This is a genomic window from Bacillus sp. CHD6a (assembly GCF_001293645.1).
Taxonomy (GTDB): Bacteria; Bacillota; Bacilli; order Bacillales; family Bacillaceae_I; genus Sutcliffiella_A.
In genome coordinates this window covers 1-25481 of record NZ_LBMD01000003.1, presented here as the reverse complement: position 1 = coordinate 25481, position 25481 = coordinate 1, and the positions used below count along the sequence as shown (strand labels likewise).

General features: G+C 43.4%; 27 protein-coding genes. 24 read left to right on the top strand and 3 right to left on the bottom strand.

Translation table 11 applies throughout. The features are described 5' to 3' along the window. Window positions 1-48: 48 nt before the first annotated feature. Entirely contained in the window at window positions 49-318 is a 270-nt protein-coding gene (locus AAV98_RS04790; RefSeq protein WP_060664432.1) for a hypothetical protein, read from the bottom strand. 150 nt (window positions 319-468) lie between these two features. On the opposite strand from AAV98_RS04790, the gene AAV98_RS04785 reads away from it, so the two are divergent. From AAV98_RS04785 to AAV98_RS04765, 5 genes are all read left to right on the top strand, one after another. Continuing rightward, the gene (locus tag AAV98_RS04785; protein WP_060664431.1) at window positions 469-2046 is read left to right on the top strand and encodes a peptide chain release factor 3; all 1578 of its coding nucleotides are present in this window, start codon (window positions 469-471) and stop codon (window positions 2044-2046) included. A 318-nt stretch (window positions 2047-2364) separates the two neighbouring features. Then, the gene (locus tag AAV98_RS04780; RefSeq protein ID WP_060664430.1) at window positions 2365-2787 is read left to right on the top strand and encodes a hypothetical protein; all 423 of its coding nucleotides are present in this window, start codon (window positions 2365-2367) and stop codon (window positions 2785-2787) included. 117 nt (window positions 2788-2904) lie between these two features. Beyond that, window positions 2905-3468 carry a sigma-70 family RNA polymerase sigma factor gene (locus AAV98_RS04775; RefSeq protein WP_197284229.1) on the top strand — a complete coding sequence of 188 codons (564 nt, stop codon included), beginning with the start codon at window positions 2905-2907 and terminating at the stop codon, window positions 3466-3468. Continuing rightward, on the top strand, window positions 3431-4015 hold the full coding sequence (locus AAV98_RS04770; RefSeq protein ID WP_060664428.1) for a hypothetical protein: 585 nt from the start codon (window positions 3431-3433) through the stop codon (window positions 4013-4015). The genes AAV98_RS04775 and AAV98_RS04770 overlap by 38 nt, the downstream gene beginning before the upstream one ends. A gap of 78 nt (window positions 4016-4093) precedes the next feature. Beyond that, the gene (locus AAV98_RS04765; RefSeq protein WP_082380771.1) at window positions 4094-4318 is read left to right on the top strand and encodes a DUF2198 family protein; all 225 of its coding nucleotides are present in this window, start codon (window positions 4094-4096) and stop codon (window positions 4316-4318) included. A gap of 284 nt (window positions 4319-4602) precedes the next feature. Here the strand turns inward: AAV98_RS04765 and AAV98_RS04760 are convergent, their stop codons facing one another. Beyond that, window positions 4603-4806 (bottom strand): hypothetical protein, encoded by a 204-nt coding sequence (locus AAV98_RS04760; RefSeq protein ID WP_156317633.1) that lies wholly within the window; start codon window positions 4804-4806, stop codon window positions 4603-4605. Between the two features lie 261 nt (window positions 4807-5067). Here AAV98_RS04760 and uvrB point away from each other — a divergent pair, with 261 nt between their 5' ends. Further along, window positions 5068-7047 carry an excinuclease ABC subunit UvrB gene (gene uvrB, locus AAV98_RS04755; RefSeq protein WP_060664426.1) on the top strand — a complete coding sequence of 660 codons (1980 nt, stop codon included), beginning with the start codon at window positions 5068-5070 and terminating at the stop codon, window positions 7045-7047. Window positions 7048-7054: 7 nt separating this feature from the next. Further along, window positions 7055-9931, top strand: coding sequence for an excinuclease ABC subunit UvrA (gene uvrA / locus AAV98_RS04750; protein WP_060664425.1), 2877 nt, complete (start codon window positions 7055-7057; stop codon window positions 9929-9931). 74 nt (window positions 9932-10005) lie between these two features. Here uvrA and AAV98_RS04745 read toward each other — a convergent pair whose 3' ends face one another. Beyond that, the gene (locus AAV98_RS04745; RefSeq protein WP_060664424.1) at window positions 10006-10413 is read right to left on the bottom strand and encodes a hypothetical protein; all 408 of its coding nucleotides are present in this window, start codon (window positions 10411-10413) and stop codon (window positions 10006-10008) included. Between the two features lie 297 nt (window positions 10414-10710). Here AAV98_RS04745 and AAV98_RS04740 point away from each other — a divergent pair, with 297 nt between their 5' ends. The 17 genes from AAV98_RS04740 (at window position 10711) to AAV98_RS04660 (ending at window position 25348) form a co-directional block, all read left to right on the top strand. Further along, window positions 10711-11910, top strand: coding sequence for a DUF4097 family beta strand repeat-containing protein (locus AAV98_RS04740; RefSeq protein WP_060664423.1), 1200 nt, complete (start codon window positions 10711-10713; stop codon window positions 11908-11910). A 1-nt stretch (window position 11911) separates the two neighbouring features. Beyond that, the gene (locus AAV98_RS04735) at window positions 11912-12112 is read left to right on the top strand and encodes a PspC domain-containing protein (protein WP_060664422.1); all 201 of its coding nucleotides are present in this window, start codon (window positions 11912-11914) and stop codon (window positions 12110-12112) included. Beyond that, window positions 12109-12471 carry a phage holin family protein gene (locus AAV98_RS04730; protein WP_060664421.1) on the top strand — a complete coding sequence of 121 codons (363 nt, stop codon included), beginning with the start codon at window positions 12109-12111 and terminating at the stop codon, window positions 12469-12471. Before AAV98_RS04735 ends, AAV98_RS04730 begins: the two co-directional genes overlap by 4 nt. A 312-nt stretch (window positions 12472-12783) precedes the next feature. Then, the gene (gene hprK / locus AAV98_RS04725; protein WP_060664420.1) at window positions 12784-13722 is read left to right on the top strand and encodes an HPr(Ser) kinase/phosphatase; all 939 of its coding nucleotides are present in this window, start codon (window positions 12784-12786) and stop codon (window positions 13720-13722) included. Window positions 13723-13743: 21 nt separating this feature from the next. Further along, complete coding sequence (lgt, locus tag AAV98_RS04720; protein WP_060664419.1) at window positions 13744-14610, top strand: prolipoprotein diacylglyceryl transferase; 867 nt, start codon at window positions 13744-13746, stop codon at window positions 14608-14610. Window positions 14611-14661: 51 nt separating this feature from the next. Beyond that, window positions 14662-15606: a nucleoside recognition domain-containing protein gene (locus AAV98_RS04715; protein ID WP_060664418.1), complete on the top strand. Its 945-nt coding sequence runs from the start codon at window positions 14662-14664 to the stop codon at window positions 15604-15606. After that, window positions 15596-16246, top strand: a complete 651-nt coding sequence (gene ppaX, locus AAV98_RS04710) for a pyrophosphatase PpaX (RefSeq protein ID WP_060664417.1) — start codon at window positions 15596-15598, stop codon at window positions 16244-16246. Before AAV98_RS04715 ends, ppaX begins: the two co-directional genes overlap by 11 nt. Continuing rightward, window positions 16239-16751, top strand: coding sequence for an acyltransferase (locus AAV98_RS04705; RefSeq protein WP_060664416.1), 513 nt, complete (start codon window positions 16239-16241; stop codon window positions 16749-16751). The genes ppaX and AAV98_RS04705 overlap by 8 nt, the downstream gene beginning before the upstream one ends. Window positions 16752-17117: 366 nt before the next feature. Continuing rightward, window positions 17118-18302, top strand: coding sequence for an ATP phosphoribosyltransferase regulatory subunit (locus tag AAV98_RS04700; protein WP_060664415.1), 1185 nt, complete (start codon window positions 17118-17120; stop codon window positions 18300-18302). Continuing rightward, window positions 18299-18928, top strand: coding sequence for an ATP phosphoribosyltransferase (gene hisG / locus AAV98_RS20510; RefSeq protein WP_060664414.1), 630 nt, complete (start codon window positions 18299-18301; stop codon window positions 18926-18928). The genes AAV98_RS04700 and hisG overlap by 4 nt, the downstream gene beginning before the upstream one ends. Window positions 18929-18934: 6 nt before the next feature. Beyond that, window positions 18935-20212 carry a histidinol dehydrogenase gene (gene hisD / locus AAV98_RS04690; RefSeq protein ID WP_060664653.1) on the top strand — a complete coding sequence of 426 codons (1278 nt, stop codon included), beginning with the start codon at window positions 18935-18937 and terminating at the stop codon, window positions 20210-20212. A 12-nt stretch (window positions 20213-20224) separates the two neighbouring features. After that, window positions 20225-20812 (top strand): imidazoleglycerol-phosphate dehydratase HisB, encoded by a 588-nt coding sequence (gene hisB / locus AAV98_RS04685; RefSeq protein WP_060664413.1) that lies wholly within the window; start codon window positions 20225-20227, stop codon window positions 20810-20812. Between the two features lie 3 nt (window positions 20813-20815). Next, window positions 20816-21448: an imidazole glycerol phosphate synthase subunit HisH gene (hisH, locus tag AAV98_RS04680; RefSeq protein ID WP_060664412.1), complete on the top strand. Its 633-nt coding sequence runs from the start codon at window positions 20816-20818 to the stop codon at window positions 21446-21448. A gap of 1 nt (window position 21449) precedes the next feature. After that, window positions 21450-22178, top strand: coding sequence for a 1-(5-phosphoribosyl)-5-[(5-phosphoribosylamino)methylideneamino]imidazole-4-carboxamide isomerase (hisA, locus tag AAV98_RS04675; protein WP_060664411.1), 729 nt, complete (start codon window positions 21450-21452; stop codon window positions 22176-22178). Continuing rightward, entirely contained in the window at window positions 22179-22937 is a 759-nt protein-coding gene (gene hisF, locus AAV98_RS04670) for an imidazole glycerol phosphate synthase subunit HisF (RefSeq protein ID WP_060664410.1), read from the top strand. After that, entirely contained in the window at window positions 22934-23605 is a 672-nt protein-coding gene (gene hisIE / locus AAV98_RS04665; protein WP_442853671.1) for a bifunctional phosphoribosyl-AMP cyclohydrolase/phosphoribosyl-ATP diphosphatase HisIE, read from the top strand. The genes hisF and hisIE overlap by 4 nt, the downstream gene beginning before the upstream one ends. 315 nt (window positions 23606-23920) lie before the next feature. Further along, window positions 23921-25348, top strand: a complete 1428-nt coding sequence (locus tag AAV98_RS04660) for a tetratricopeptide repeat protein (RefSeq protein ID WP_060664409.1) — start codon at window positions 23921-23923, stop codon at window positions 25346-25348. Window positions 25349-25481: the final 133 nt, after the last annotated feature.

The following is a 25481-nucleotide window of genomic DNA, read 5'->3' as shown; positions in this document are numbered from 1 at the left end:
GACGGGAGGTAGCGGTAGCTTGAGACCCCTCAAGCGTTGCGAGGAGGTTCAAGCACACGCCCCGCGGAAAGCGAAGCCTGGCGCGGAAATCAACAGCGGCGCTAATGGATTACAAAAATAAAGAACGACATTCTCCCGGGCACCACCATAGCGAGATTGTCGTTCTTTTTTGTATAGTTGATTTAGTTTTTCTTTTTTCGTCTTCGTCATTTTCGTAGTGAGGTTTGCAAGTGCATAGGTGCCTCGGCCGTTTTCGGGATTGCGTTTGCCTTCTCGGACTTGTTTTTCACGCAGCTTTTTTGCTTTACTTTTTGCCAAAATGATCACTCCTAACATATATTTACAAAGAGTATAACCGAGAATAGGAATATTGGAAATAGGTTTTCGTTGGATTGCTATATTTTTCTCAAGCTGATTTCTGTTATAATAGCACTATTGTGTAATTTTTGAGAGGTAGGTACGGAAACTGTGAAAAATGAACTTTTAAATAAAGAGATAGACCGCCGCAGAACCTTTGCGATTATATCCCACCCGGATGCGGGGAAAACGACCTTGACGGAGAAACTTCTTTTATTCGGTAACGTTATTCGTTCAGCAGGTACGGTAAAAGGGAAGAAGTCTGGTAAATTTGCAACATCTGACTGGATGGAAATTGAAAAGAAACGTGGAATCTCCGTAACATCGAGTGTTATGAGTTTTGAGTATATGAATAAGCATATCAACATTCTTGATACCCCTGGACACGAAGATTTCAGTGAAGATACGTATCGTACGTTGACGGCCGTGGACAGCGCCGTGATGATCATTGACTGCACGAAAGGGGTAGAGCCGCAAACTATCAAGCTTTTCAAGGTTTGTCGTATGCGCGGTATCCCAATTTTCACGTTCATCAATAAGTTGGACCGTGAAGGAAAAGAGCCTCTTGCGCTTTTAGAAGAGATTGAAGAAGTGCTTGGTATCGAGTCTTATGCGATGAACTGGCCTGTTGGAATGGGAAAACGCTTCTTGGGTGTTTACGACCGTTACAACGAAGTGTTCATTCGTTATCAAGGAAAAGATGAAGAGGATCGCATTCCGTTCAAGGAATTGGATGGTGTGGAGGAGATTTCTACTCATCCTACTTTTATCCAAGCTAAAGAAGACTTTGAACTGTTGGAAGAGGCCGGGAACGACTTTGATATTAATAAAGTGAAGAATGGCTTGCAGACGCCAGTATTCTTCGGAAGTGCAATCTCCAACTTTGGTGTGGAAATGTTTTTCCGTACATTCTTGGACCTTGCGAGTGAACCGCAGCCACGTCAGACAGAAGAGGGGAAAGTAGAGCCAAAATCAACGGATTTCTCTGGCTTCATTTTCAAAATCCAGGCGAACATGAACCCCGCTCACCGTGACCGTTTGGCATTCTTGCGCATTTGTTCCGGTGTATTTGAACGTGGAATGACGGTACAGGTTAGCAGAACAGGTAAATCGATTAAATTGACGCAGTCCCAACAATTCTTGGCGTCTGACCGTGAGACAGTAGATCACGCATATCCTGGTGATATTATTGGTATCTATGATCCAGGTGTGTATCAAATTGGAGATTCTCTGTTCAGCGGTGGCAATCAAAAGGTCGAGTTCGATGAGATCCCGACGTTTGCGCCTGAGCTTTTCGTAAAAGTAGAAGCGAAAAACGTCATGAAAGGGAAGCAATTCGGAAAAGGTATCACGCAGCTTGTACAGGAAGGTGCTATCCAACTGTTCCGTCAATACGGCACAGAAGCTTACATCCTTGGAGCGGTTGGTCAGCTTCAATTGGATGTATTCGAGTACCGTATGAAAGGCGAATACAATGTGGAAGTCGTTTACAATATGATTGGCTCGAAAATACCACGTTGGTTGGAAAGTCAGGACGTAGATACGTCGTTGTTTGATTCCCGTAATATCTTGGTGAAAGACCGAAACAACCAGTATGTTGCATTGTTTGATAATGACTTCTCGTTACGTTGGTTCCAAGATAAGAATCCGAAAGTCGGCTTGATTGATATTATGGCGGAAGAGGACTAAGGTTTATTTTATAGGAAGCTCAAAATACCCTTTTAGGCAGGGTGTTTTGGGCTTTTTTGTTGGATGAAGACACTTTCGAGGGAGTTTTGTAGTTGAAAATGTCTTCATAAGTATGTTGAAGACAATCCGACGGAAGTTTTTTGGTTGAGAGTGTCTTCATTACCTGCATGAAGACCATTTCGAGTAAGTTTTTGGGTTAAGACTGTCTTCATCACTTGGCTGGTTAAATTAATGAATACAAATTAGAAGAAACTCTAAAAGAACTCGGCTCCCAGGACGATATAATAACGAGAAAGCACGGGATTAGGGGGCAGATTTGTGGGTGATGAAAAGAATAGGTTAATGTGGCTAGGGCTATATAGAACTAGACATTTTGTAGTCGGTGGGATGACAATTTTACAAGTGAACGGCCGTGAGGTGGCAACGGGCAGTACGAAAGTGTACATGGAAGAGCTAAATATGGAGAAATTGCGCTTTATCAGCAGAGTGCAAATTCCTGAAGATAGTAAAGTTCTATTAGGATTATCATTCATGGTTGCCGATCAATTACTCCAATTTAAAGCCAATATCCTTGGGGTTCAGGCCAATGTAAAAAAGAGAAGGTACACATATTTGGTAGAATTTATTATTGAAAATGATAGCGACAGACAGTCACTTCTTACTTTTGTAAATAAAATTCAGTTGGCGAATAAACAAAAGAAATTGAGAAGTGTGACACAGATTGCTGTGGAAGTGGAATAAATATTGTAGAGAAAGCCACCAGAAATTGGTGGTTTTCTTTTGGATTTTTCAGGAAAAATGAAACCTATTATTCTTATGAAACGTCAAACAGAAAAAAACAAAAAAGGAGGGGATATATTGACTAGGGAGAATGAGTTGTCGCAGGTAAAACGGGAAGAAATGGTTGTGTGGGCTATGGATCACTATGGCGAAGAGATTAAGCGTTTAATCTACACATATGTCCGAAATTATGCCGTAGTTGACGATTTGTCGCAGGAAGTGTTTGTGAAAGTCTATAAAAATTTACATCTATTCCGAGGGGATAGCGAGTTCAAAACGTGGATCTATAGGATCGCCATAAATATCTCCAAGGATTATTTGAGAAGTTTCAAGCATAAGGTCAAGGAATTGGTCCAGCCGTTTCTGGCAGGAGGTGAACTGACGGATGAGAAGGTTCTGATATCGGAGAAAAGGCAAGAGCTTGCTGCTGTGGTAATGAGATTGCCCCTGAAATATAGGGAAGTTATTATTTTACACTATTATCGAGACTTTTCAGTGGAAGAGATTTCAGAGCTTTTAGAAGTGAACAAGAATACTGTAAAAACGAGACTCAAACGTGGAAGAGACAAGGTAAGAATATACATAATGGAAGGAGGCGATGAACATGAGCAAGAATCCACGACTAGAAAGCGATCACTTTAAACAGGAAATGGACCATTTCATTTCCCCGAATTCTTTATTTACTAGTGTAGACCAGGAACGAGTGTTAGAGAGAATTAGGGGAGCAAAAAAGAGAAAAAGCTGGTGGGGACATCCGAGGATTGTGTTGAGTGTGTTACTCTTGTTCATTGTTTCCGGTACACTTTATGGGGTAATGCAAACAACAACGGACAACGAGACCATATCTGCGGATTTTGTTTTGAGTAATGTATCCACAGGAATGAGCAAGCAGGAGGTCCGTAACATACTTGGTACCAATTATGTAAAGGTTGAACAGTCGATGGACAGTGGTCCCATCTTTACTTTAAATCGCTACGACTTTCCAGTAGAGGAAGGCTATGTTTTTGAATCGCAAATGGATTTCTTGGATATAGAAGGTGTACGAAGTGGAAGGATGAGAATGCAAGTTATCGTTCAATACGATGGTGAATTAGTAGAAGGTTATTCTATAATTTTTAACGAGGAAAATGGAAAAACAGTGATTCATAGGGTCTTTGGTGATGAAATTAAGGTGATACCAGTAGATTGATTCTTCTTATATAGAAACAAAAAACCTGCTATACTAACATTAGAAGATTTTCGGTGAGATAGAAAAGAGGTTTTCAGATTGTTGGTAAAGCTGGTTTTAGCATTGATGATTCCTGCGCTCCTCGTGGTCCTTTTTACAAGAGTGACTTATAATCTGTATGTGGGGACAGGTTTGGCGGTAGCACTCCTGATAGTTTCCATTTTTAAAGGTTATGGGAACGAATGGTTTGTTATTGTAGTGGACGTCCTTTCTTTAGTGATTGGATTTTTGTATGCGAGAAAAATGGTAGGGAAATTCAAATAAAAAAGAGGGAGCAGCTTTTTTCGGTTTACGGAAGATCTGCTCCCTCTTTTGCTTGTTGGACTGCTTGTTGATAGGTAACTAATGCTTCTTGTTCTTTAGCGGTTGTCGACTCGAGTCTGGCAGGTCTCACCACCCAAAGCGGGTCTTTGCCGAATGTTTCTCCATAGCCTGTTAGTACGCCTTTAAATGTCAGAACGTCCCCAACTTTTGCTGGAGGATTTAAATCATCTGCAAAAGTTACAAGAATGGCCGGAAGTAGCGGTTCCTGCAGCTCATAGGTAGAATTATTTTCTACGGGTCACCGTTGCAGTCCACCTAACAGACTTGTCTTTATGAGCTTTGATGAAATCATGGACAAACACCCCACCTACTTCACTGTAAGTCAGTTCTTCCTCGGGATTTTCCAGTGCCCGTTCATCTATATAAGGTAAATCTAGCGTTTCTTCGGGAATATCGTGGGACGAACAGCCCGTTATTAATAAAATCAAGAAAGCTACGCAAATCCTACTGCTGGTACTGCCAAAAAACTTTTTCATCATAAATCTCCCAAAATTAAGTTTCCGATTCCCAATACATGATAATGATAAGAATATAGAAAACACTCTTTAAACGCAACATAGACGGGTATAGAGATAAAAGGTAAATTTTATAAAAACACGAATATCAGTTCGTATTTTTGTTGTTTTAGGCCAATGTTGTGTTAGAATATTGGTAAAGGTTAGATGAACGGAAATGGAGGCTTTTTGTGGATGGAACAGTTTGAGTTAGTTTCTGGATATAAGCCGGATGGAGATCAGCCAACCGCGATCGAAGAGATTGTAGAAGGCATCAAAAACGGAAAAAAGCATCAGACACTTCTTGGCGCAACAGGTACAGGTAAGACATTTACTGTTTCTAATGTGATACAGGCAGTAAACAAACCAACATTAATTATCGCCCACAATAAAACGTTGGCAGGGCAATTATATAGTGAGTTCAAAGAATTTTTCCCAAACAACGCAGTCGAATATTTTGTTAGTTATTATGATTACTATCAACCAGAAGCGTATGTACCTTCTACCGATACTTTTATAGAAAAAGACGCAAGCATCAATGATGAAATCGATAAGCTCCGCCACTCGGCAACGGCTTCCCTTTTTGAACGGAACGACGTTATCATCATTGCCAGTGTGTCATGTATTTATGGCTTAGGGTCACCGGAAGAATATCGTGATCTAGTTGTCAGCTTAAGAACAGGAATGGAAAAAGAACGAAATGTCTTACTGCGCGACTTAGTAGACATCCAATACAGTAGGAATGACATTGACTTCAAGCGCGGGACATTCCGGGTTCGCGGTGATGTGGTCGAGATTTTCCCTGCATCCCGTGACGAACACTGCATTCGTGTGGAGTTTTTCGGTGACGAAATAGACCGCATACGAGAAGTGGATGCATTAACAGGTGAAATTCTTGGAGATCGTAACCATGTTTCCATTTTCCCGGCGTCCCACTTCGTAACCCGCGAAGAGAAAATGAAAAAAGCCATCGTCAATATCCAGGCTGAATTAGAAGAGCGTCTGGAAGAGCTACGCGAGGCAGGTAAACTGTTAGAAGCTCAGCGACTGGAACAGCGGACAAGGTATGACCTCGAAATGATGGCAGAGATGGGTTTTTGTTCTGGAATCGAGAACTACTCCCGTCACTTAACCCTGCGTCCAGCTGGCTCGACTCCATACACCCTGATGGATTTCTTCCCTGAAGATTTTCTATTGGTAATTGACGAGTCCCACGTAACGCTTCCTCAAATTAGAGGGATGTTTAATGGGGACCAGGCAAGAAAGCAAGTCCTGGTAGACCATGGGTTCCGTCTGCCGTCTGCTAAGGATAACCGTCCTTTGAGATTTGAGGAATTTGAAAAGAAAACCGCTCAACTTGTCTATGTTTCTGCAACACCAGGACCTTACGAGCTGGAGCATACACCTAAAATGGTAGAGCAGATAATCCGACCGACCGGACTGCTTGATCCGATTATTGAAGTGAGACCGATTAAAGGGCAGATTGACGACCTGATTGGCGAGATCCATCAACGTGTGGAAAAGGATGAAAGAGTCCTTGTCACTACCTTGACGAAGAAAATGTCCGAGGATCTTACTGCGTATCTGAAAGAGCTCGGTATTAAAGTTGCGTACCTGCATTCTGAAATCAAGACCCTTGAGCGAATTGAAATTATTAGAGAACTGAGAATGGGTAAACATGATGTCTTGGTTGGGATTAACCTCTTAAGAGAAGGTCTCGACATCCCGGAAGTTTCCCTTGTCACCATTCTTGATGCAGACAAAGAAGGTTTCCTTCGTTCTGAACGCTCCTTGATTCAGACAATTGGGCGTGCGGCACGTAACTCGAACGGTAGAGTTATCATGTATGCAGATAAAATAACAAAATCAATGGATATTGCAATAAATGAAACAAAGCGTCGCCGGGAAACCCAGGAGGCTTATAATCTAGAGCATGGAATCACGCCGACCACCATCAAGAAAAAGGTTCCGGAACTTATCCGTGCCACATTCGTAGCTGAAGAAGATGGTAATTACGAAGGTGCAGTACCAACACTCAGACCAAAGAACAAGAAAGAAAGAGAAAAGCTTATAGAAAGCATGGAGCAGGAAATGAAAGATGCGGCAAAAGCGCTGGATTTCGAACGTGCAGCCGAGCTTCGTGACCTTATCTTGGAGCTGAAAGCGGAAGGATGACAGAAGGATGGCAATGGATAAAATAGTAGTAAAAGGGGCCAGAGCCCATAATCTAAAAAACATTGATGTAACGATTCCCCGCGATAAATTAGTGGTGTTGACGGGGCTTTCAGGATCGGGGAAATCCTCTCTAGCCTTTGACACCATCTATGCAGAAGGACAACGCCGTTATGTAGAGTCCCTTTCTGCCTATGCGCGCCAATTCCTTGGACAGATGGACAAACCGGATGTGGATGCTATAGAAGGGCTGTCCCCTGCCATCTCCATCGACCAGAAGACGACAAGCCGTAACCCTCGTTCAACCGTGGGAACGGTTACGGAAATCTATGATTATCTTCGTCTTCTTTTTGCAAGGGTAGGTAGGCCAACGTGTCCAAAACACGGTATTGAGATATCTTCACAAACCATAGAGCAAATGGTAGACAGGATTATGGAATATCCAGAACGGACAAAACTTCAAATCCTTGCTCCTGTCATCCAAGGCCGTAAAGGGACGCATGTGAAAACACTTGAGGACATTAAGAAACAAGGATATGTCCGCGTACGTGTGAACGGTGAAATGATGGAAGTATCCGACGATATTGAATTGGAAAAAAACAAAAAGCATTCCATTGAAGTAGTAATAGACCGTATCGTTGTAAAAGAAGGCGTGGAGACCCGTCTGTCTGATTCATTGGAATCTGCTATCAGGCTTGGGGAAGGAAAAGTGATTGTGGACGTAATCGGGGAAGAGGAACTGCTCTTCAGCGAGCATCATGCTTGTCCACAATGTGGATTCTCTATAGGTGAATTAGAGCCAAGAATGTTCTCCTTTAACAGCCCTTATGGAGCATGCCAAAAATGTGATGGTTTAGGCACAAAGCTGGAAGTAGACATTGATTTGGTGCTCCCAAATAAGAACCTCAGTCTCAAAGAACATGCGCTTGCGCCTTGGGAGCCAACAAGTTCACAATACTATCCACAAATGCTGCAAGCTGTGTGCAATCACTACGGAATTGACATGGAGGTACCAGTAAAAGATATCCCCAAAAATCTTTTAGATAAGGTGCTTTACGGTAGTGGGAAGGAAGAAATTTACTTCCGTTATGAGAATGACTTTGGTCAAGTACGCGAAAGCTATATCATCTTTGAGGGAGTCATCCCCAATGTGGAAAGACGCTACAAGGAGACGAGTTCAGACTACATCCGTGAACAGATGGAAAAGTATATGGCTCAGCAACCTTGTCCTACTTGTAAAGGGAATCGTTTGAAGTTAGAAAGTTTATCCGTGCTTATCAACAATAGGCATATCGGGAATGTGACAAACTTTTCTATCGTAGAAGCATTGGATTTCTTTGAGGGCCTCGAGCTGACGGAAAAAGAAAGAAAGATTGCCCATATGATTTTGCGAGAAATTGAGGAACGTCTTGGTTTCTTGAACAATGTCGGATTGGACTATTTGACGATGAGCCGTTCTGCCGGAACGCTTTCTGGTGGAGAAGCACAGCGGATTCGTCTGGCAACTCAAATTGGTTCAAGACTTACCGGGGTTCTTTACATTTTAGATGAGCCATCTATCGGACTTCATCAGCGAGACAATGATCGATTGATTCAAACGCTCAAAAACATGCGTGATATTGGTAATACATTAATTGTCGTTGAACATGATGAAGACACCATGATGGCAGCCGATTACTTGCTTGATATTGGTCCTGGAGCAGGTGTTCATGGAGGTCAGGTTATTTCAGCTGGTACACCTGAGGAAGTAATGAATGACAAGAACTCTTTGACCGGTCAATATTTGTCTGGAAAGAAGTTCATTCCGCTTCCGACAGAAAGAAAAGTGGTTAAAGACCGTTTCATTGAAGTAATCGGGGCGAATGAAAACAACTTAAGCAATGTGGATGTGAAAATACCGCTTGGCTGTTTTGTGGCAGTGACAGGGGTATCAGGTTCAGGGAAAAGTACATTAATTAATGAAATTTTGCATAAGGCTCTTGCGCAGCGTTTGCATAATGCAAAGACCAAACCTGGCCAACATAAAGAGATCCGAGGAATTGACCATCTTGATAAAGTCATTGACATCGATCAGTCTCCGATCGGAAGAACTCCGCGTTCTAACCCTGCCACCTACACTGGGGTATTTGATGATATCCGTGATGTATTTGCTTCTACCAATGAAGCGAAAGTTCGTGGTTATAAGAAAGGTCGTTTTTCGTTCAATGTGAAAGGTGGCCGCTGTGAGGCATGTCGCGGGGATGGAATTATCAAAATCGAAATGCATTTCCTTCCCGATGTGTATGTGCCATGTGAAGTGTGTCACGGAAAACGTTATAATCGCGAAACGCTTGAAGTACAGTATAAAGGGAAAAACATAGATGATATTTTGAAAATGACCGTTGAGGATGCGGTGAGTTTCTTTGAAAACATACCGAAGATCAAACGGAAACTGCAGACTATTTACGATGTCGGCTTGGGTTATATTACACTCGGTCAGCCTGCTACCACTCTGTCTGGGGGAGAAGCGCAACGTGTCAAACTTGCATCAGAGTTGCACCGTAGGTCTACTGGCCGCTCTCTCTATATCTTAGATGAACCGACAACAGGCTTGCATGTAGATGACATTTCGAGATTGTTGAAGGTTTTACAGCGGTTAGTGGAGAATGGAGATACCGTGCTTGTGATTGAGCATAACTTAGACGTTATCAAAGCGGTAGACTACATGATTGATCTTGGTCCTGAGGGTGGAGACAAAGGCGGCAGTATCATTGCCACTGGAACACCAGAAGAGGTCATTGAAGTAGAAGCTTCGTATACAGGGCAATACCTCCGACCGGTATTACTGCGTGACCGCGATCGCATGGATCAGAAAGTAAAGAAAGTCGAAGCAGTCAGTAAAGGGTGACTACTTTGAGAATTAGTTGAAAAAAAAGAGGATGGTTACGCCCAAATCGGCAACCATCCTTCTTTTTTGTATTGTTACTGGTTTGTCTCTTGTTCTTTAACTTTCTTTTCAATAATATCCTGTAAGAATCGTACATTCATTTCATAAGTTTTGTCTTTGAAACGAATTTCACCAGTATTTTCGTTTAGTTTTCCTTTCAGGTGAAAAGAGGCGCTTTGAATCTTGTACTCTTTAGTTACCTCATCATAATGAAAGTCTGCTTTATCTATTTCATTCGTCACCACTGGACGAATGGTATTCTCCACATAATTAGAGGAAGACTCAGTGAAATCAGGACCCAGTACGCCAAAGAAAATCAAACCGGCAAGTATTAGTCCAATCATAACAAGTTTAGATAAAATGCTTTTCAAGAAAGGAATCACCACAAATAAAATGACAAGAACAATGATGATTGTCAACAAATGATCCATAATAAAATCCATATCCGTTTCACTCCTTCCACACAATCTATACCCAGAAACTAGAACCATTATACCATTTGGAGGAATGGAGACTCAAAGAATCCAAATTCAATCATAATGGGCAACTAACTAATAAGACTTGAGGCGTACGACATGGATATCAAAAATCCTGCCGGGGTCTGACCCCTTTTCGCAAATTTTATGCGAAACTAAGGGTAGAAGTAAAAAGTGAAACTTTTGGTGAGGTCAGTCGTAGAGTTATTGTAGAGGTTGTTTGGGAATGTTTGATAAAGTTTATAGATAGGGAGGATGTTATGTATGGAAGAGCGTAAGCGTATTTTGAAGTTGGTGGAGGAAGGGAAGTTGACGGCGGAAGAAGCGATTATTTTATTGGAGAGTTTGGAGAAGAATAGTAAAGAGAAAAGTTTGCGGCAGGATGAAATTGTTTCGGAGCTTGCTAGGGATGCAAAAGGTTCTCAGGAAGCAGAGGAGAATATTTTTAAAGCACTGTCTTCCAAGGTTTTTTCCAATTCCAGCAATAAAAACGGATCAACTGGCTCAAGTTCTTTCGATAAATCAAAATTTGATTCTTACAGTAAGCAGGCATCCTCTTTTAAAAATAATATCCTAGATTTTGTTGGAAGTGCGTTGCAAAAGATTAAAGATTTGGACTTGGATTTCAACTTTGGACCTTCTATCTCGATTCAACATATTTTTCAACAATCAGATGTGCATTTGCAGCATATCGACCTTGATGTCGCGAATGGCGCGGTTAAGGTGGTTCCTTGGAAAGAGAATGATGTGAAGATAGAGTGTGAGGCAAAGGTTTATGAGGAGAACTCACAAGATGATGCGCGGAAAGCTTTTCTGAGTGAAGTGCTATTTTCCATTGAAGCTGGTAAACTCCGTTTTTCTGTCCAGAAGAAGCATATGAAAGTGAACGCAACGGTTTATGTGCCAGAAGAGAAATACGACTGCTTGAATATTCGCATGTTTAATGGGCCTATTTCAGGGGAAGGTCTACATGTAAAGTCGATGAACATGAAGTCGGCGAATGGTTCGTTAACATGGGAGAACTTAAGAAGCGAATACATTGAAGCGGAGACGGCAAACGGTCATATTAAATTGACAGATTGTGACGCGAAAGAAGTTGAGGCGGAAACCATTAACGGAATGTTAAAGGTTCGCGGAGATATTGAAAAATTGGATGTGCAGAGCTTTAATGGAAATGTGGTTGGGGAGTTGACGGGGTCTACTGCACGTTCGATTATGGCGAAAACAAAAACAGGAAGTGTGGATCTGTTCATTTCAACTGAGAACGCATTGGAAGCTGAGTTGAAAACGAATCTTGGAAGCTTTACATGCGAGGTTCCAGGGATGGATGTGGTGGAGGAGAAAAATGAGGTGGTGCAAAAGGCCCTTCATTTTAAAGCGAAAAAAGAAGGTGCTCCACTCACGTACATTCTGGCGGAAACGACGACAGGTTCCATTTTAATTAAACCATATGAGGTGAAGTAATATGAGACGTCTTATTCGTTCCAAAAACGACCGCAAGCTTGCGGGTGTGCTTGGAGGTCTAGGGAAATATTTAGGGGTAGATTCCAATCTATTGCGCGTTATCTTTGTCATTCTATTGTTCCCAACAGGAGTAATGCCTCTGATTGTTACGTACTTTGTTCTAACATTTCTACTTCCGAATGAAGAGTCAGAGATATACTGATGAGATGGGCTGTCAGTATTCTCGTTAATGCATTGATATTAATTGTGGTTGCTGGCTATATTGACTCGTTCCAATTGAGCAGTGTGGGAGCAGCAATCATTGCAAGTTTGATTTTGGCAGTGTTGAATACCATTGTAAAACCAATCTTGGTTATTTTGACTTTGCCTGTTACATTGCTTAGTTTAGGGTTGTTCTTGTTTGTGATCAATGCGATCACGCTTATGTTGACTGCTTTCTTGATGGGGGATGCATTTAATATTGATGGTTTTGGTACAGCGATTTTAGCAGCAATAGTCATTTCGATATTAAATCTGCTAATCCAGAAGGCGATTGTCGAGCCTTTGCAAAAAAAGAATTAATGTGACACGCGAACCTGATATATCCGGGTTCGCGTTTTTTAACTTCGTTTACTACCGCTGTTGATTTCAGCAAAAGGCTTCCCTCTCCTCGGGATCTCCATCTAGCACTATCTCCCTCATCAGTCTCGTCCTTTTGCTCCAATCACCAACTCAAAGTTTCCATATCCTCAATTAAATCCCCTCTCCCAAACCTCCCACTTAATAAAAAAGTCAAATAGTGCTAAAATGAGGAAAGGTTGATTTACATAGAAAGTGTAACACTCATTTTGACAAATACATCAGGGTGTTTCCATACTGAAGGAGGTTTTGGCTGTGCCAAAGGTTCGGACAAAGGATCTGATTGAGAAGTTTAATTTTGAATTGATTGGTGGGGAAGAAGGTGTGAATCGTCCGATTGCGACGAGTGATATTTCCCGACCTGGTATAGAGATGGCCGGTTATTTTACCTACTATCCGGCAGAGAGAATTCAATTGCTTGGAAAAACGGAGCTGTCTTTTTTTGAAAGGCTTACGCCAAAGGAAAAAAGAGAGCGTATGAGTCAGCTATGCACGGACATCACGCCAGGCATCATTGTGTCAAGGGACATGGAAGTTCCGCCTGAACTTGTGGAAGCGGCAGAGTACGAAAGTGTGCCACTAATGCGTTCACCGATGAAAACGACCAGGCTGTCCTCCCACCTGACCAATTATTTAGAAGGGAAGCTTGCACCGACAACTGCAGTACACGGTGTGCTAGTCGACATATACGGGGTAGGTGTGCTGATCACCGGAAAAAGTGGCGTTGGTAAAAGTGAAACGGCACTTGAACTTGTAAAAAGAGGACATCGTTTGGTGGCGGATGATTGCGTCGAGATCAGACAGGAAGATACGGATACACTTATCGGGAACTCGCCGGAACTAATTGAACACCTTCTTGAGATCAGGGGTCTTGGTATCATTAACGTGATGACCCTTTTCGGAGCGGGAGCAGTGCGCAGTTACAAACGGATCACGCTTGTCATTAATCTTGAACTTTGGGATAAAAACAAGCAATATGATCGTGTTGGGTTGGATGAAGAAAAGATGAAGATCATTGATTCGGAAGTGACCCGCTTGACGGTGCCTGTTCGTCCTGGGCGAAACTTGGCTGTTATCATTGAAGTGGCAGCGATGAATTTCCGCTTAAAGAGAATGGGCATGAATGCTGCCGAACAGTTCTCCAACCGTTTATCAGGTGTTATAAATAATGAAAATGAGCATGAAGACATTTAAAAATAATGGAGTGTGGAGAACATGTTGTTAGGAAACATTGAGCCGTTAAATCCGGTCATGATCAGTTGGCCGATTACGGTTTACTGGTATGGGGCCATTATTGGAACAGGAGCCCTGCTTGGATTATGGATTGCCACAAGAGAGTCCGAAAGACGCGGACTTAACAAAGATGTATTTGTCGATCTTGTCTTGTTTGCGATTCCGATTGCAATTCTTTGTGCAAGACTATATTATGTAGCGTTTCAGTGGGATCATTATTCGCAAAACCTAGGCGATATTCTGAAAATCTGGGAAGGTGGACTTGCCATCCATGGCGGTCTGATTGGCGCCATCACCACTGGAGTTATTTTTGCAAGAATACGAGGAATTTCGTTCTGGAAGCTTGCTGATATTGGTGCACCAAGTATCATCCTTGGTCAGGCAATTGGCCGCTGGGGGAACTTCATGAACCAGGAAGCCCATGGTGGGGAAGTGACAAGAGGATTCTTGGAGGGGCTTTACTTACCGGATTTCATCGTTGACCAAATGTACATAAACGGGGCGTACTATCACCCAACTTTCCTTTATGAATCTATTTGGAATTTGGTTGGTTTCGGATTGCTTCTTTTACTGAGAAAAGTGAATTTAAGACGTGGAGAACTCTTCTTGAGTTATGTGATTTGGTATTCGATTGGACGCTTTTTTATAGAAGCAATGCGTACGGACAGCTTGATGTTGACAGAGTCTCTTAGAATCGCACAAGTTATTTCCATCGGACTGATCGTCCTTGCTATCGCGCTGATCGTTGTACGTCGAGTGCTTGGCATGGCTAACAGACGTTACTTGGATCCAGAAAATAAAGAACGTTACATGGACTCAAAGAAAAATACACCTGAAGCGACTAAATAAGCAATCCTCCAGAAAAAAATGGAGCGGCTACTTCAAAGGGGGAGGAGCTTCATGATGCAAACTTTTAAACGCGGGCTGATGGTGGGGCTGGGAACGACGTGGACACTTGGAAAAGTCATTTTTCCAGTCACACTTCTTGTCGGTATTCTTCAGCATACACCCGTCCTGCAATATCTTATAAAAGCAATCGCACCCATCATGGGGATTTTCGGCCTGTCAGGTGAAGCAGCCATCCCGCTTGTAATCGGGAATTTTCTAAACCTGTACGCAGGAATAGGTGCCATCCTTACCTTGGATCTTACCGTAAAAGAAGTCTTTATCTTGGCGGTCATGCTCTCGTTTTCCCATAATCTTTTAGTAGAGTCAACCGTAGCGGCAAAAGTAGGTTTGAAAATATGGGTAATTTTAGCGGTCCGACTCGGCCTGGCTTTTTCTGCGGGAATTCTCATTAACCTGATATGGAAAGGTGGAGGCGAACTTGCCCAGTACGGCATGCTCGCAAAATCTGAAGAGGCTGTAACAGGCTTTTTCCCTATTATCCTTGATGCGACACAACGCGGTCTGATGGGAATCCTGCAGCTAGCAATAATCGTCATTCCGCTTATGATCCTTGTACAATATATGAAAGAGCTCGGCTGGTTGGCGGTATTCTCCAAGTGGATGGGGCCGTTTACCCGTGTGCTCGGAATGAAAGAGAATACGTCTACTACCATGGCGGCCGGGTTGGTAATCGGCCTTGCCTATGGAGCAGGAGTTATGATTCAGGCGGTAAAAGAGGATAATGTAAGTAAGAAGGATTTGACTCTTGCCTTTATTTTTCTCGTTGCCTGTCACGCGGTGGTAGAGGATACGCTTATCTTCATTCCGCTCGGCATCCCTGTATGGCCGCTCCTTGCCATCCGAATTACAACTGCCATTCTCCTTACGATCGCCGTTTCGTTCGTTTGGAAACGGTTAGAACTTGCAAAAAGAAAGGAAGCCTCTTATGACCATTAATACCGTGCTTTTTGATTTAGATGGAACACTTATAGATACAAACGACCTTATTATTGAGTCGTTCCTTCACACATTAAATCATTATTATCCGGAACAATACGGCCGTGATGATGTACTGACTTTCCTCGGCCCACCTCTATACGATACGTTTGTAAAAATGGATGAGTCGAAAGTGGACGAAATGATTGCCCATTATCGCGACTTCAATATGACCAAACATGATGAGTATGTAACAGAGTTTGAAGGGGTATTGGAAACAGTAAAGCTTTTACATGAAAAAGGTCTAAAGCTTGGAATTGTGACGACAAAAATGCGTCAGACTGTGGTGATGGGACTTAAATTGACAGGACTCGACCAGTTCTTTGATGTGGTCGTCTGCCTGGATGATGTCACAAATGCCAAACCAGATCCGGAACCGATCCACCTTGCCCTGCAGCAGCTAGGTTCAACGCCTGAAGAGGCCATCATGGTAGGCGATAACTTTCACGACATCTTAGCTGGAAAAAATGCCGGAACGAAAACGGCAGCGGTAAGCTGGACGATTAAAGGAGTCGAATATCTTCAATCCTTTGAACCAGATTACATGCTCACACATATGAAAGACTTGTTGCCACTTGTAGGAGTGACAGAGGGTGAGTAGAAGGACGACTCGTTACCCGGTAGAGGGCGCCAATTCCCTATGGCACGTCTACAAAACCGTCCCTTTTCTAAAAGTCGTGAAAAACTTTGCTGTCATTCAGATCGCCAGGTACACTCCATTTTTAGGCATGAAAAACTGGCTATACCGCACATTCTTACGCATGAAGGTGGGCGAGCAGACTTCCTTTGCTTTAATGGTAATGCTTGATGTCATGTTTCCAGAAAAAATAAGCGTCGGCCGCAACACGGTCATTGGCTATAATACCACCATCCTGGCCCACGAATACTTGGTCAAAGAATATCGTCTCGGCGATGTGGAGATTGGAAGCGAAGTTATGATCGGCGCCAACACGACGATCCTTCCCGGCGTCATTATCGGAGACGGCGCCATTGTCTCCGCCGGCACCCTCGTACATAAAGACGTCCCAGAAGGCGCCTTCGTCGGTGGAAACCCCATGCGCGTCATCTATACAAAAGAGGAAATGCAGGAGCGGATGAGGTTTTAGCAGGCAGGCTGTAAGGCTGGATTTAAGTTAAAAGTATATGAGGCCTTTTTTAACAAGCCAGCGAAGTCTTTATACCCGTTATAAAGACCTGTCTAGCTAAAACTTTGAGCCAGCGAAGTCTTCATACCCGTTATGAATACATTACAACCGTCAAAATTACACTAGTGAGGTCCCAACAAAAATCCTACCAAGATGTCCAACATAACAAGCACTTTGTCTCCAAGGATAAAGTGCCTTTTTTTACCCAAAATAGAGAAAGACACAACCCAGACCGTTAATGCTTGACCAAAAAGCTTCACTTTGTTAGTATGTTACCATATTAGCGAACTAAAGGAATTCAGATTATTATAAAAGGTGGGTATCCACATGTCAAAACCATTCATGTTTGAAAAACCACTAGGAATGCGGGACACGCTTCCTTCTTTATATGAAGCAAAACATAACGTCAGAAACACGATGACAGCAGAAATCAGTCAGTGGGGCTATCAATTTATGGAGACCCCGACACTTGAATACTACGAAACGGTCGGGGAAGCATCCGCTATTCTCGATCAGCAACTGTTCAAGTTACTTGATCAGCAAGGACATACGCTAGTCTTAAGGCCGGACATGACGGCACCGATTGCTAGGGTCGCGGCTTCGAGGCTTTTAAATGAAGGTTATCCGCAACGTCTTGCCTACTCGGCCAATGTTTTCCGCGCTCAACAAAATGAAGCGGGTCGGCCAGCAGAATTTGAGCAAATTGGTGTGGAGTGCATTGGTGACCGATCTATCAGTGCCGACGCCGAGATGATTGCCTTGCTTGTAGCACTTCTCAAAAACACAGGATTATCAACTTTTACTGTCGCAATAGGACATATCGGATTTTTGCAGGAGATCTTCCTCGACATAGTCGGTAATGAAGAACGAGCGGCAATCTTAAGAAGATACTTATATGAAAAAAATTACGTAGGGTATCGGGAGCATGTAAAAAATCTGCCGCTATCCTCTATTGATAAAAAACGACTCTTAAACTTATTAAAGTTAAGAGGAGATTCCTCCAACATCGAACTTGCAAAAGAAGTACTGGATGGAGATGCGGGTAAAAAAGCGATACAAGAACTGGAACAGTTATGGACAATGTTAGAAGCTTATGGTGTCGCGGAGTTTGTGAAACTTGATCTAAACATTGTCAGTCATATGAGTTATTACACGGGCATTGTGTTTGAAGCGTATGCAGGAAACATAGGCTTTCCGATTGGAAATGGCGGAAGATATGATAAGCTGTTCCAAAAGTTCAACCGTGAAAAGTCAGCAACAGGTTTCGGAATCCATTTAGATCGTCTTTTAGAAGCAAAAGGTGTGAAGAAAGCAGAAGTGAAGATACATGGAGTACTGTTCAGTCAAGAAAGAAGAGAAGAAGCGATCGCATTTGCCACTTCCAAAAGAGAAGCAGGAGAAAAAGTAATCCTTCAGGATATTGCAGGTGTGGAAAATGTGGATGCATGCACGGCGTCCTTCAGCGATGTAACCTTTTTTCTTGGAAAAGCCAGAAAGGAGAACGAAGCATGAGCGTACTAACAATCGCGATGCCAAAAGGGCGAATTTTTGAAGAGGCGGCACAGTTGCTTGTTCAAGCCGGTTATAACATTCCTCCCGATTTGGAGGATTCTAGAAAGTTGATTATTGATGTACCCAATGAAAACATGCGTTTTATTTTAGCAAAGCCGATGGATGTGACCACTTACGTGGAACATGGAGTGGCAGATGTCGGAATTGCGGGCAAGGACGTGATGCTAGAAGAAGAGCGTGATGTTTATGAAGTGCTTGATCTTAAAATTAGTGAATGTTATTTGGCAGTGGCAGGATTACCTGGAACGGAAATGAAGGATGTTGCACCTAAAATTGCAACGAAATATCCTGGAATTGCTTCAAGCTATTACCGCGAGCAAGGGGAGCAAGTGGAAATTGTAAAGCTGAACGGTTCTATTGAACTGGCACCGTTAATCGGATTATCAGACCGAATTGTGGATATCGTATCCACTGGACGAACACTTAAAGAGAACGGATTAGTGGAATTTGAGAGAATTGTGGATATCACGTCGCGTTTGATTGTCAATCCAGTAAGTTACCGGTTAAAAGACAAGCAAATTGATGAACTTGTGGATAGATTAGCAGAGGTAGTTGGAGAGGTGTAAAAAATGATGAAAATAGAAAAAGTGAGCGGATCGGTTTCTTTGCGCCGTTCCATTGATCAGGGTACAGAAGAACAACGTGATGCAGTCCTGCAGATCCTGCAAACGGTCAAAGAACAAGGGGATAAAGCTCTACATTTATACACAGAAAAATGGGACGGAGCAAAGCTGTCCACATTAAAAGTCACAAAAGAAGAAATTCAAGCTGCTTATCAACAACTTAATCCACAAGTTATTAACATTATCCACAACGCGGCAGATAACATCCGGGATTTTCATCAAAAACAGGTAAAACAGTCGTGGTTATCCACAAAACCAGACGGCACGATTTTGGGACAACAAGTAACAGCACTCGATGCAGTCGGTGTCTACGTACCAGGTGGAAAAGCGGCCTATCCTTCTTCCGTATTGATGAATGTGATACCTGCACAAGCGGCAGGAGTGGAAAGAATTGCAATGGTGAGTCCTCCTTCAGCCGATGGCACATTGCCTGCAGGTGTGCTAGTGGCAGCAGACATTCTCGGTGTGGATGAAATCTATAAAGTGGGGGGAGCCCAAGCGGTCGGCGCTCTTGCTTACGGAACGGAAACCATACAGGCTGTGGATAAAATTGTTGGACCTGGCAACATTTTTGTGGCACTTGCGAAAAAAGAAGTATATGGACTTGTGGATATTGATAGCATTGCCGGCCCAAGCGAAATTGTCGTGTTGGCGGATGAGACGGCAAAGGCTAACGAGATTGCGGCGGATCTATTGTCTCAGGCAGAGCATGATGAGCTCGCATCAAGCGTTCTTGTGACCACTTCAGAAACTCTTGCGAAGGAAGTCTCCCTGGAAGTTGAACGGCAGCTTTCCAGCCTCCCGCGTGAAGCAATTGCGCGAGCTTCAATTGAAACATACGGCACTATTTTTGTAACGGATACAATAAAAGAAGCTCTCCGTGTGGTCAATGAGCTGGCACCTGAGCACTTGGAAGTGATGACAGCGGAAGCGATAAATCTTTTACCATATATCAAACATGCAGGAGCTATTTTCCTAGGAAGGTATAGCTCAGAGCCTGTGGGGGATTATTTTGCAGGACCGAATCATGTGCTACCTACTAATGGGACAGCACGTTTTTCCAGTGGCTTGTCTGTGGATGAATTTGTGAAAAAATCCAGTGTGATTATGTATAGCGAACAGGCTTTAAAAGAGAATGTGGATAAGATTGCGGCTTTCGCTCGCCTAGAGGGTTTAGAAGCGCATGCACGTGCGGTGGAATCCAGATTTACTAACAAGGAAAAGTGAGGAGACAGACTGATGACACGAACAGCTAGCTTGGAGAGAAACACGAAAGAAACGCAAATACAGCTTGCTTTTACGATAGATGGAGAAGGGGTGGCAAAGCTCGAGACGCCGGTTCCTTTTATGACACATATGCTAGATCTTTTTACAAAGCACGGCCAGTTCAATCTGGATTTGCAGGCAAACGGGGATATAGATATTGATGATCACCACACAACGGAGGATATTGGCATTTGTCTTGGTCAGGCGTTAAAAGATGCTCTTGGGGATAAAGTGGGGATAAAACGATACGGAAACGCGTTTGTTCCAATGGATGAGGCGCTTGCACAAGTGGTCGTAGATTTGAGCAATCGTCCACATCTGGAAATGAGAGCGGAATTCCCGAGCCAAAAGGTCGGCACATTTGATACCGAGCTTGTCCACGAATTTTTATGGAAGCTTGCTTTAGAGGCTCGCATGAATCTTCACGTGATTGTGCATTATGGAACGAACACTCATCACATTATCGAGGCAATATTCAAAGCACTTGGCCGTGCACTGGACGAAGCGACGACGATTGATCCGCGAGTTAAAGGGGTACCATCGACGAAGGGAATGTTATAGAAGATGATTGGCATCATTGATTACGGAATGGGGAATTTGTATAGCGTGAGCAAGGCTTTAGAGCGGATGGATGTCAAGTTTGTCATTTCTAATGACCGGGATGTCTTACTTGAAACGGAAGGCCTTATCCTGCCAGGTGTCGGCTCGTTCCGTGACGCCATGTCTATTTTACAAGAAACAGGTCTTGATTCTTTTATAAAAGAAGAGGTAGCACGGGGGAAAAAGTTACTAGGGATCTGCCTTGGCATGCAACTTTTGTATGAGGAAAGTAAAGAGAATGGCATAACAGAGGGATTGTCTCTGTTAAAGGGTAAGGTGGAACGCTTTCCTGGAGTTACAGCGGAGGGTACATCTTATAAGGTACCACATATGGGATGGAACAAGCTTGAGTTCCAACAGGGATCCCCGCTTTTAGAGGGTGTGCCAGAGGATTTTGTTTATTTTGTTCATTCCTACTATGTAAAAGATTTTGCTGAAGCGGAACTATTGGCAAGCAGTACATATGATGTGCAGGTACCGGCCGTGGCGGGAAGTGGAAATGTGTTTGGAACACAGTTTCACCCGGAAAAAAGCAGTAATGTCGGCTTGGCGATATTGAAAAATTTTGTGAGCCTTGTCCAGGAAGAGGAGCGATAATATGAGCTTTACCATTTATCCAGCTATTGATATGCGCGGTGGAAAATGCGTGCGTTTATTGCAAGGAGATTATAGTAAAGAAACGGTCTATGGTGATTCGCCGTTTGATATGGCAAAAACGTTTGTGGAGCAAGGGGCAGAGTGGATTCATATGGTGGACCTTGACGGTGCGAAGGCAGGTTCGCCAGTTAATGACCGTTTTGTACTGCAAGTGGCAAGTGAGCTGCCTGCGAAAGTGCAGATTGGTGGAGGAATTCGTACTGCAGAGGATGTGGAGCGCTATTTGGAAAATGGTGTAGACCGGGTTATTTTAGGCAGTGCGGCAATTAATGACCCAGATTTCGTGAAAGCAATGCTTGCCAAATACGGTGCAAAGATTGCAATCGGCCTTGATGCAAAGGATGGGTTTGTGGCAACAGAAGGTTGGGTCGAAACGTCGACTGTGAAAGCGACCGTGCTTGGGAAAGAGCTGGCGGATGCGGGAGCAGAAACATTCATTTTCACAGACATCGCAACCGATGGCATGTTATCTGGACCAAATGTCAATGCGACGGTAGAACTAGCACGTGTTACAGGAGTTTCTGTCATTGCTTCCGGGGGAGTTAGTTCAGTTGGTGATTTGTTGGCACTTCAAAAATATGCAGGCGATGGCGTGTCAGGGTCTATTGTTGGAAAAGCGATCTACACGGAGAAAATCAATCTCGCCCGTGCATTGGAAGAGGTGAAATAGATGCTAACGAAACGAATCATCCCTTGTCTGGATGTAAAAGAAGGACGAGTCGTAAAGGGAATTCAGTTTGTCGAGCTCCGAGATGCAGGGGATCCTGTCGAGCTTGCTGCCTTTTACGATGAAGAAGGTGCAGATGAACTGGTGTTCCTTGATATATCTGCCTCCCATGAAGGACGTGAAACGATGGTGGATGTGGTCGAGCAGGTGGCTGCAAAATTGGCGATTCCGTTCACAGTCGGAGGTGGCATCAACTCTATTGATGACATGAAGCGGCTGTTGCGTGCCGGTGCGGATAAAGTGTCATTAAATACCGCTGCTTTGCTTAATCCAAACTTAATTCAGGCCGGTGCGGATTACTTTGGCTCCCAATGTATCGTGGTCGCAATTGACGCTAAGTATGACGAGAGCCTCGGTTCGTGGAGAGTATATACCCATGGCGGACGCAAGGAAACGGACTGGGAAGTGGTAAAATGGGCACAGGAAGCGGTGAAATTGGGAGCCGGTGAGATTTTACTGACGAGCATGGACAGTGACGGAGAGAAAAAAGGCTTTAATTTAGCGTTGACGAAAGCGGTTAGCGAGGCTGTCTCTGTTCCTGTCATCGCTTCAGGTGGAGCAGGTGAAGCGTCTCACTTCTTGGATGCTTTTGAAAAAGGAGCGGCAGATGCAGCACTGGCAGCCTCCATTTTCCACTACAAAGAAACGAGTGTAAAAGAAGTGAAAGGTTACTTAAAGGAGAAAGGAGTGCAGGTTCGATGATCAATTTAGAAGCAGTGAAGTTTGATGAAAAAGGACTTGTCCCGGCGATTGTACAAAATGCTTCTACGAAGGAAGTGCTAACACTGGCATATATGAACGGGGAGTCGCTGGTGAAAACGGTGGAGTCTCGGGAGACTTGGTTTTGGAGTCGTTCTCGCGGTGAACTTTGGCACAAAGGGGCAACTTCCGGTAACACGCAGCGTGTGATAGAGATGCGGTACGATTGTGATCAGGACGCGGTGCTTGTGTTGGTGGAACCAAATGGTCCGGCATGTCATAAGGGCGAGGAGACTTGTTTTCATGAGGTGGTGTTAGGTGGTGAATCAGATGCGGCAGGAGAACTTGGCGTATCGGATACAGGGACGACATCCATTTTATCGCGCTTAGAGTCTGTCATTGCATCCCGAGCTGTGGATAAGCCTGAGGGGTCTTATACTACCTATCTTTTTGAAGAGGGTGTGGATAAGATTCTCAAGAAAGTTGGCGAGGAAGCCGCAGAAGTAATCATCGCTGCTAAAAACCGTGACCGCGGAGAGCTTACCTGGGAGGTTGCAGATTTGTTCTTCCATGTAATGGTGTTGTTGCGTGAGCAGGATGTGAGCTTGGAGGAAGTGTTGACAGTGTTGGAGGAGCGGCATGTTGGCGCGCAATCTGGTAATACAGAATGATGATAGAGACGAGAGGTTTTAAAGACCTCTTTTACAAGATGATGTAGTGAATAAGGTCTTTAGAAAGGTTCTAAAGACCTTTGACGCGTTTAAAGGAAGCAAAGGAGGTCTTTAAAGGGGCTCTAAAGACTTCTGTCACGAAAAAACGAAGTAGTGTAGGTCTTTCTGAAGGTAAAAAACTGTTCTTTTCCAGTAAACCGCCCCACATGTAGTAATCCCTCTCTGAAAAAACACACCTCAAAATTTCCCACCTATTCTTTCCAACCCCTCTTATGTTATACTACGAACGGTAAGTAAGTTTGTATGGAGGCTATAATGGGAAAAAATCCGAATGTGAAACAAGTTGCGAAGATCATCCCATTTGCGCAGAATGGCGATTATTTTTTTCAAAAAGGGATCCGCGCTTATCGGAAGCGGGATTTATATAAGGCAAGAAAATGGCTCCAACGAGCGGAGGCGATGAAACCTAGTGATGCATCTATCATGTGTCAGCTGGCGATTGTCCTTACAGAGCTTGGAGACTATCAGCGTTCTAATGAACTTTTAGAAGATATTATAGAAGATTTGGCACCGGACATGCATGATTGTCATTATTTTTTGGCAAACAACTATGCTTACTTGGGATTGTTTCAAGAGGCAAGAAAGCATGCTGAGGAATATTTAACAATGGAACCAGACGGTGAATTTGTCGAGGATACCGAAGATTTGATTGATCTTTTGGAAATTGAGGTAGATGAAGCGGAAGATTATGTTGATGGTCAGGATCACCTAATAGTCATGCAGGAAAATGCAAGAGGCTTGCTCGAAAAAGGGGAACTGGATCAAGCATTAGAGCTGCTCGAACAGATTATTGAAGAATATCCTCAATTCTGGTCGGCGTATAATAATCTGGCTTTAGCCTACTTCTACAAAGGGAATTTAGCAGAAGCTCGGGAAGTCCTAGAGGAAGTGCTGGAAAAGAACCCAGGAAACTTGCATGCGCTTTGTAACCTGCTTGTCTTTTTCCATTACGAAAACAATGTGAAGGAGATGAACAAGCTAGCAAACTCACTAGAGAAAGTGACACCAATTTTGGTGGAACACCGTTATAAACTTGGAGCGACTTTCGGGTTGATTGGTCGACACGAGTTGTCCTACAAGTGGTTGCGTTCTTTGCAGAAAAACGGATTTCAAGGAGATGCAACGTTTTATTTCTGGCTTGCCAATGCAGCATATCAAACAGAACGGTATACAGTCGCGGAACAGGCGTGGTCAAAAGTGCTTGAATTGAATCCTGAAAAAGCCGGAACGGAGCCTTGGAATCAAATGGAGGATAAAACGGTGGAGGAAGAAGAAGCGGAACAGCTTTTTCATATTTTCCAATCAAGTTCTTCCAGCAACACTACAGTCAAAAATGTACTTGAACAATCCTTTGTCACGTCGACGGTCCGTGAATTTGCCATGTTTGCTTTATTGAAACGAAGAGATGTGCCAATTAATGTCGTGAATGGGTATGAAATTGCATCATTATTAAATACAAAACAAGCTGATATGATTGTAAAAGAATGGTTTGATTTATATGCTCGAGCATTAAAACAAGCTGTCACGTTTACGAACGCACCAGCTTGGGCAGCAGCATTCGCCTACGTCTGGAGCAAAGGCAATGGCCATGCTGTGACACAGAAAGAGCTGGTGGAAGCATATGGAGTTTCCGCAAGCACGCTAAGAAAATATATTAAAAAGGTAGAAGGTCTACTTTCTTAAAAACCGGGCTGGGATGATGCTCGGTTTTTTTGTGTGGTTAGACTTAGTTATGGAAGAAATGGTGTTTTTGAAGAATAATAAGGGGAAAACAGAACGTTTTGAAGCCTTGAGCATGTGAAAAAGAAGAAACATT

Excerpts from the sequence above, each read along its gene's own strand:
- AAV98_RS04745 (WP_060664424.1), bottom strand. The coding sequence starts at position 10,413 with ATGGATTTTATTATGGATCATTTGTTGACAATCATCATTGTTCTTGTC.
- AAV98_RS04735 (WP_060664422.1), top strand. The coding sequence starts at position 11,912 with ATGAGACGTCTTATTCGTTCCAAAAACGACCGCAAGCTTGCGGGTGTG.
- hisA (WP_060664411.1), top strand. The coding sequence starts at position 21,450 with ATGAGCTTTACCATTTATCCAGCTATTGATATGCGCGGTGGAAAATGC.
- AAV98_RS04715 (WP_060664418.1), top strand. The coding sequence starts at position 14,662 with ATGATGCAAACTTTTAAACGCGGGCTGATGGTGGGGCTGGGAACGACG.
- AAV98_RS04740 (WP_060664423.1), top strand. The coding sequence starts at position 10,711 with ATGGAAGAGCGTAAGCGTATTTTGAAGTTGGTGGAGGAAGGGAAGTTG.
- lgt (WP_060664419.1), top strand. The coding sequence starts at position 13,744 with ATGTTGTTAGGAAACATTGAGCCGTTAAATCCGGTCATGATCAGTTGG.
- hisF (WP_060664410.1), top strand. The coding sequence starts at position 22,179 with ATGCTAACGAAACGAATCATCCCTTGTCTGGATGTAAAAGAAGGACGA.
- AAV98_RS04700 (WP_060664415.1), top strand. The coding sequence starts at position 17,118 with ATGTCAAAACCATTCATGTTTGAAAAACCACTAGGAATGCGGGACACG.
- uvrA (WP_060664425.1), top strand. The coding sequence starts at position 7,055 with ATGGCAATGGATAAAATAGTAGTAAAAGGGGCCAGAGCCCATAATCTA.
- AAV98_RS04660 (WP_060664409.1), top strand. The coding sequence starts at position 23,921 with ATGGGAAAAAATCCGAATGTGAAACAAGTTGCGAAGATCATCCCATTT.
- uvrB (WP_060664426.1), top strand. The coding sequence starts at position 5,068 with ATGGAACAGTTTGAGTTAGTTTCTGGATATAAGCCGGATGGAGATCAG.
- AAV98_RS04770 (WP_060664428.1), top strand. The coding sequence starts at position 3,431 with ATGAGCAAGAATCCACGACTAGAAAGCGATCACTTTAAACAGGAAATG.
- hisIE (WP_442853671.1), top strand. The coding sequence starts at position 22,934 with ATGATCAATTTAGAAGCAGTGAAGTTTGATGAAAAAGGACTTGTCCCG.
- hisD (WP_060664653.1), top strand. The coding sequence starts at position 18,935 with ATGAAAATAGAAAAAGTGAGCGGATCGGTTTCTTTGCGCCGTTCCATT.
- ppaX (WP_060664417.1), top strand. The coding sequence starts at position 15,596 with ATGACCATTAATACCGTGCTTTTTGATTTAGATGGAACACTTATAGAT.
- hisB (WP_060664413.1), top strand. The coding sequence starts at position 20,225 with ATGACACGAACAGCTAGCTTGGAGAGAAACACGAAAGAAACGCAAATA.
- hisH (WP_060664412.1), top strand. The coding sequence starts at position 20,816 with ATGATTGGCATCATTGATTACGGAATGGGGAATTTGTATAGCGTGAGC.
- hisG (WP_060664414.1), top strand. The coding sequence starts at position 18,299 with ATGAGCGTACTAACAATCGCGATGCCAAAAGGGCGAATTTTTGAAGAG.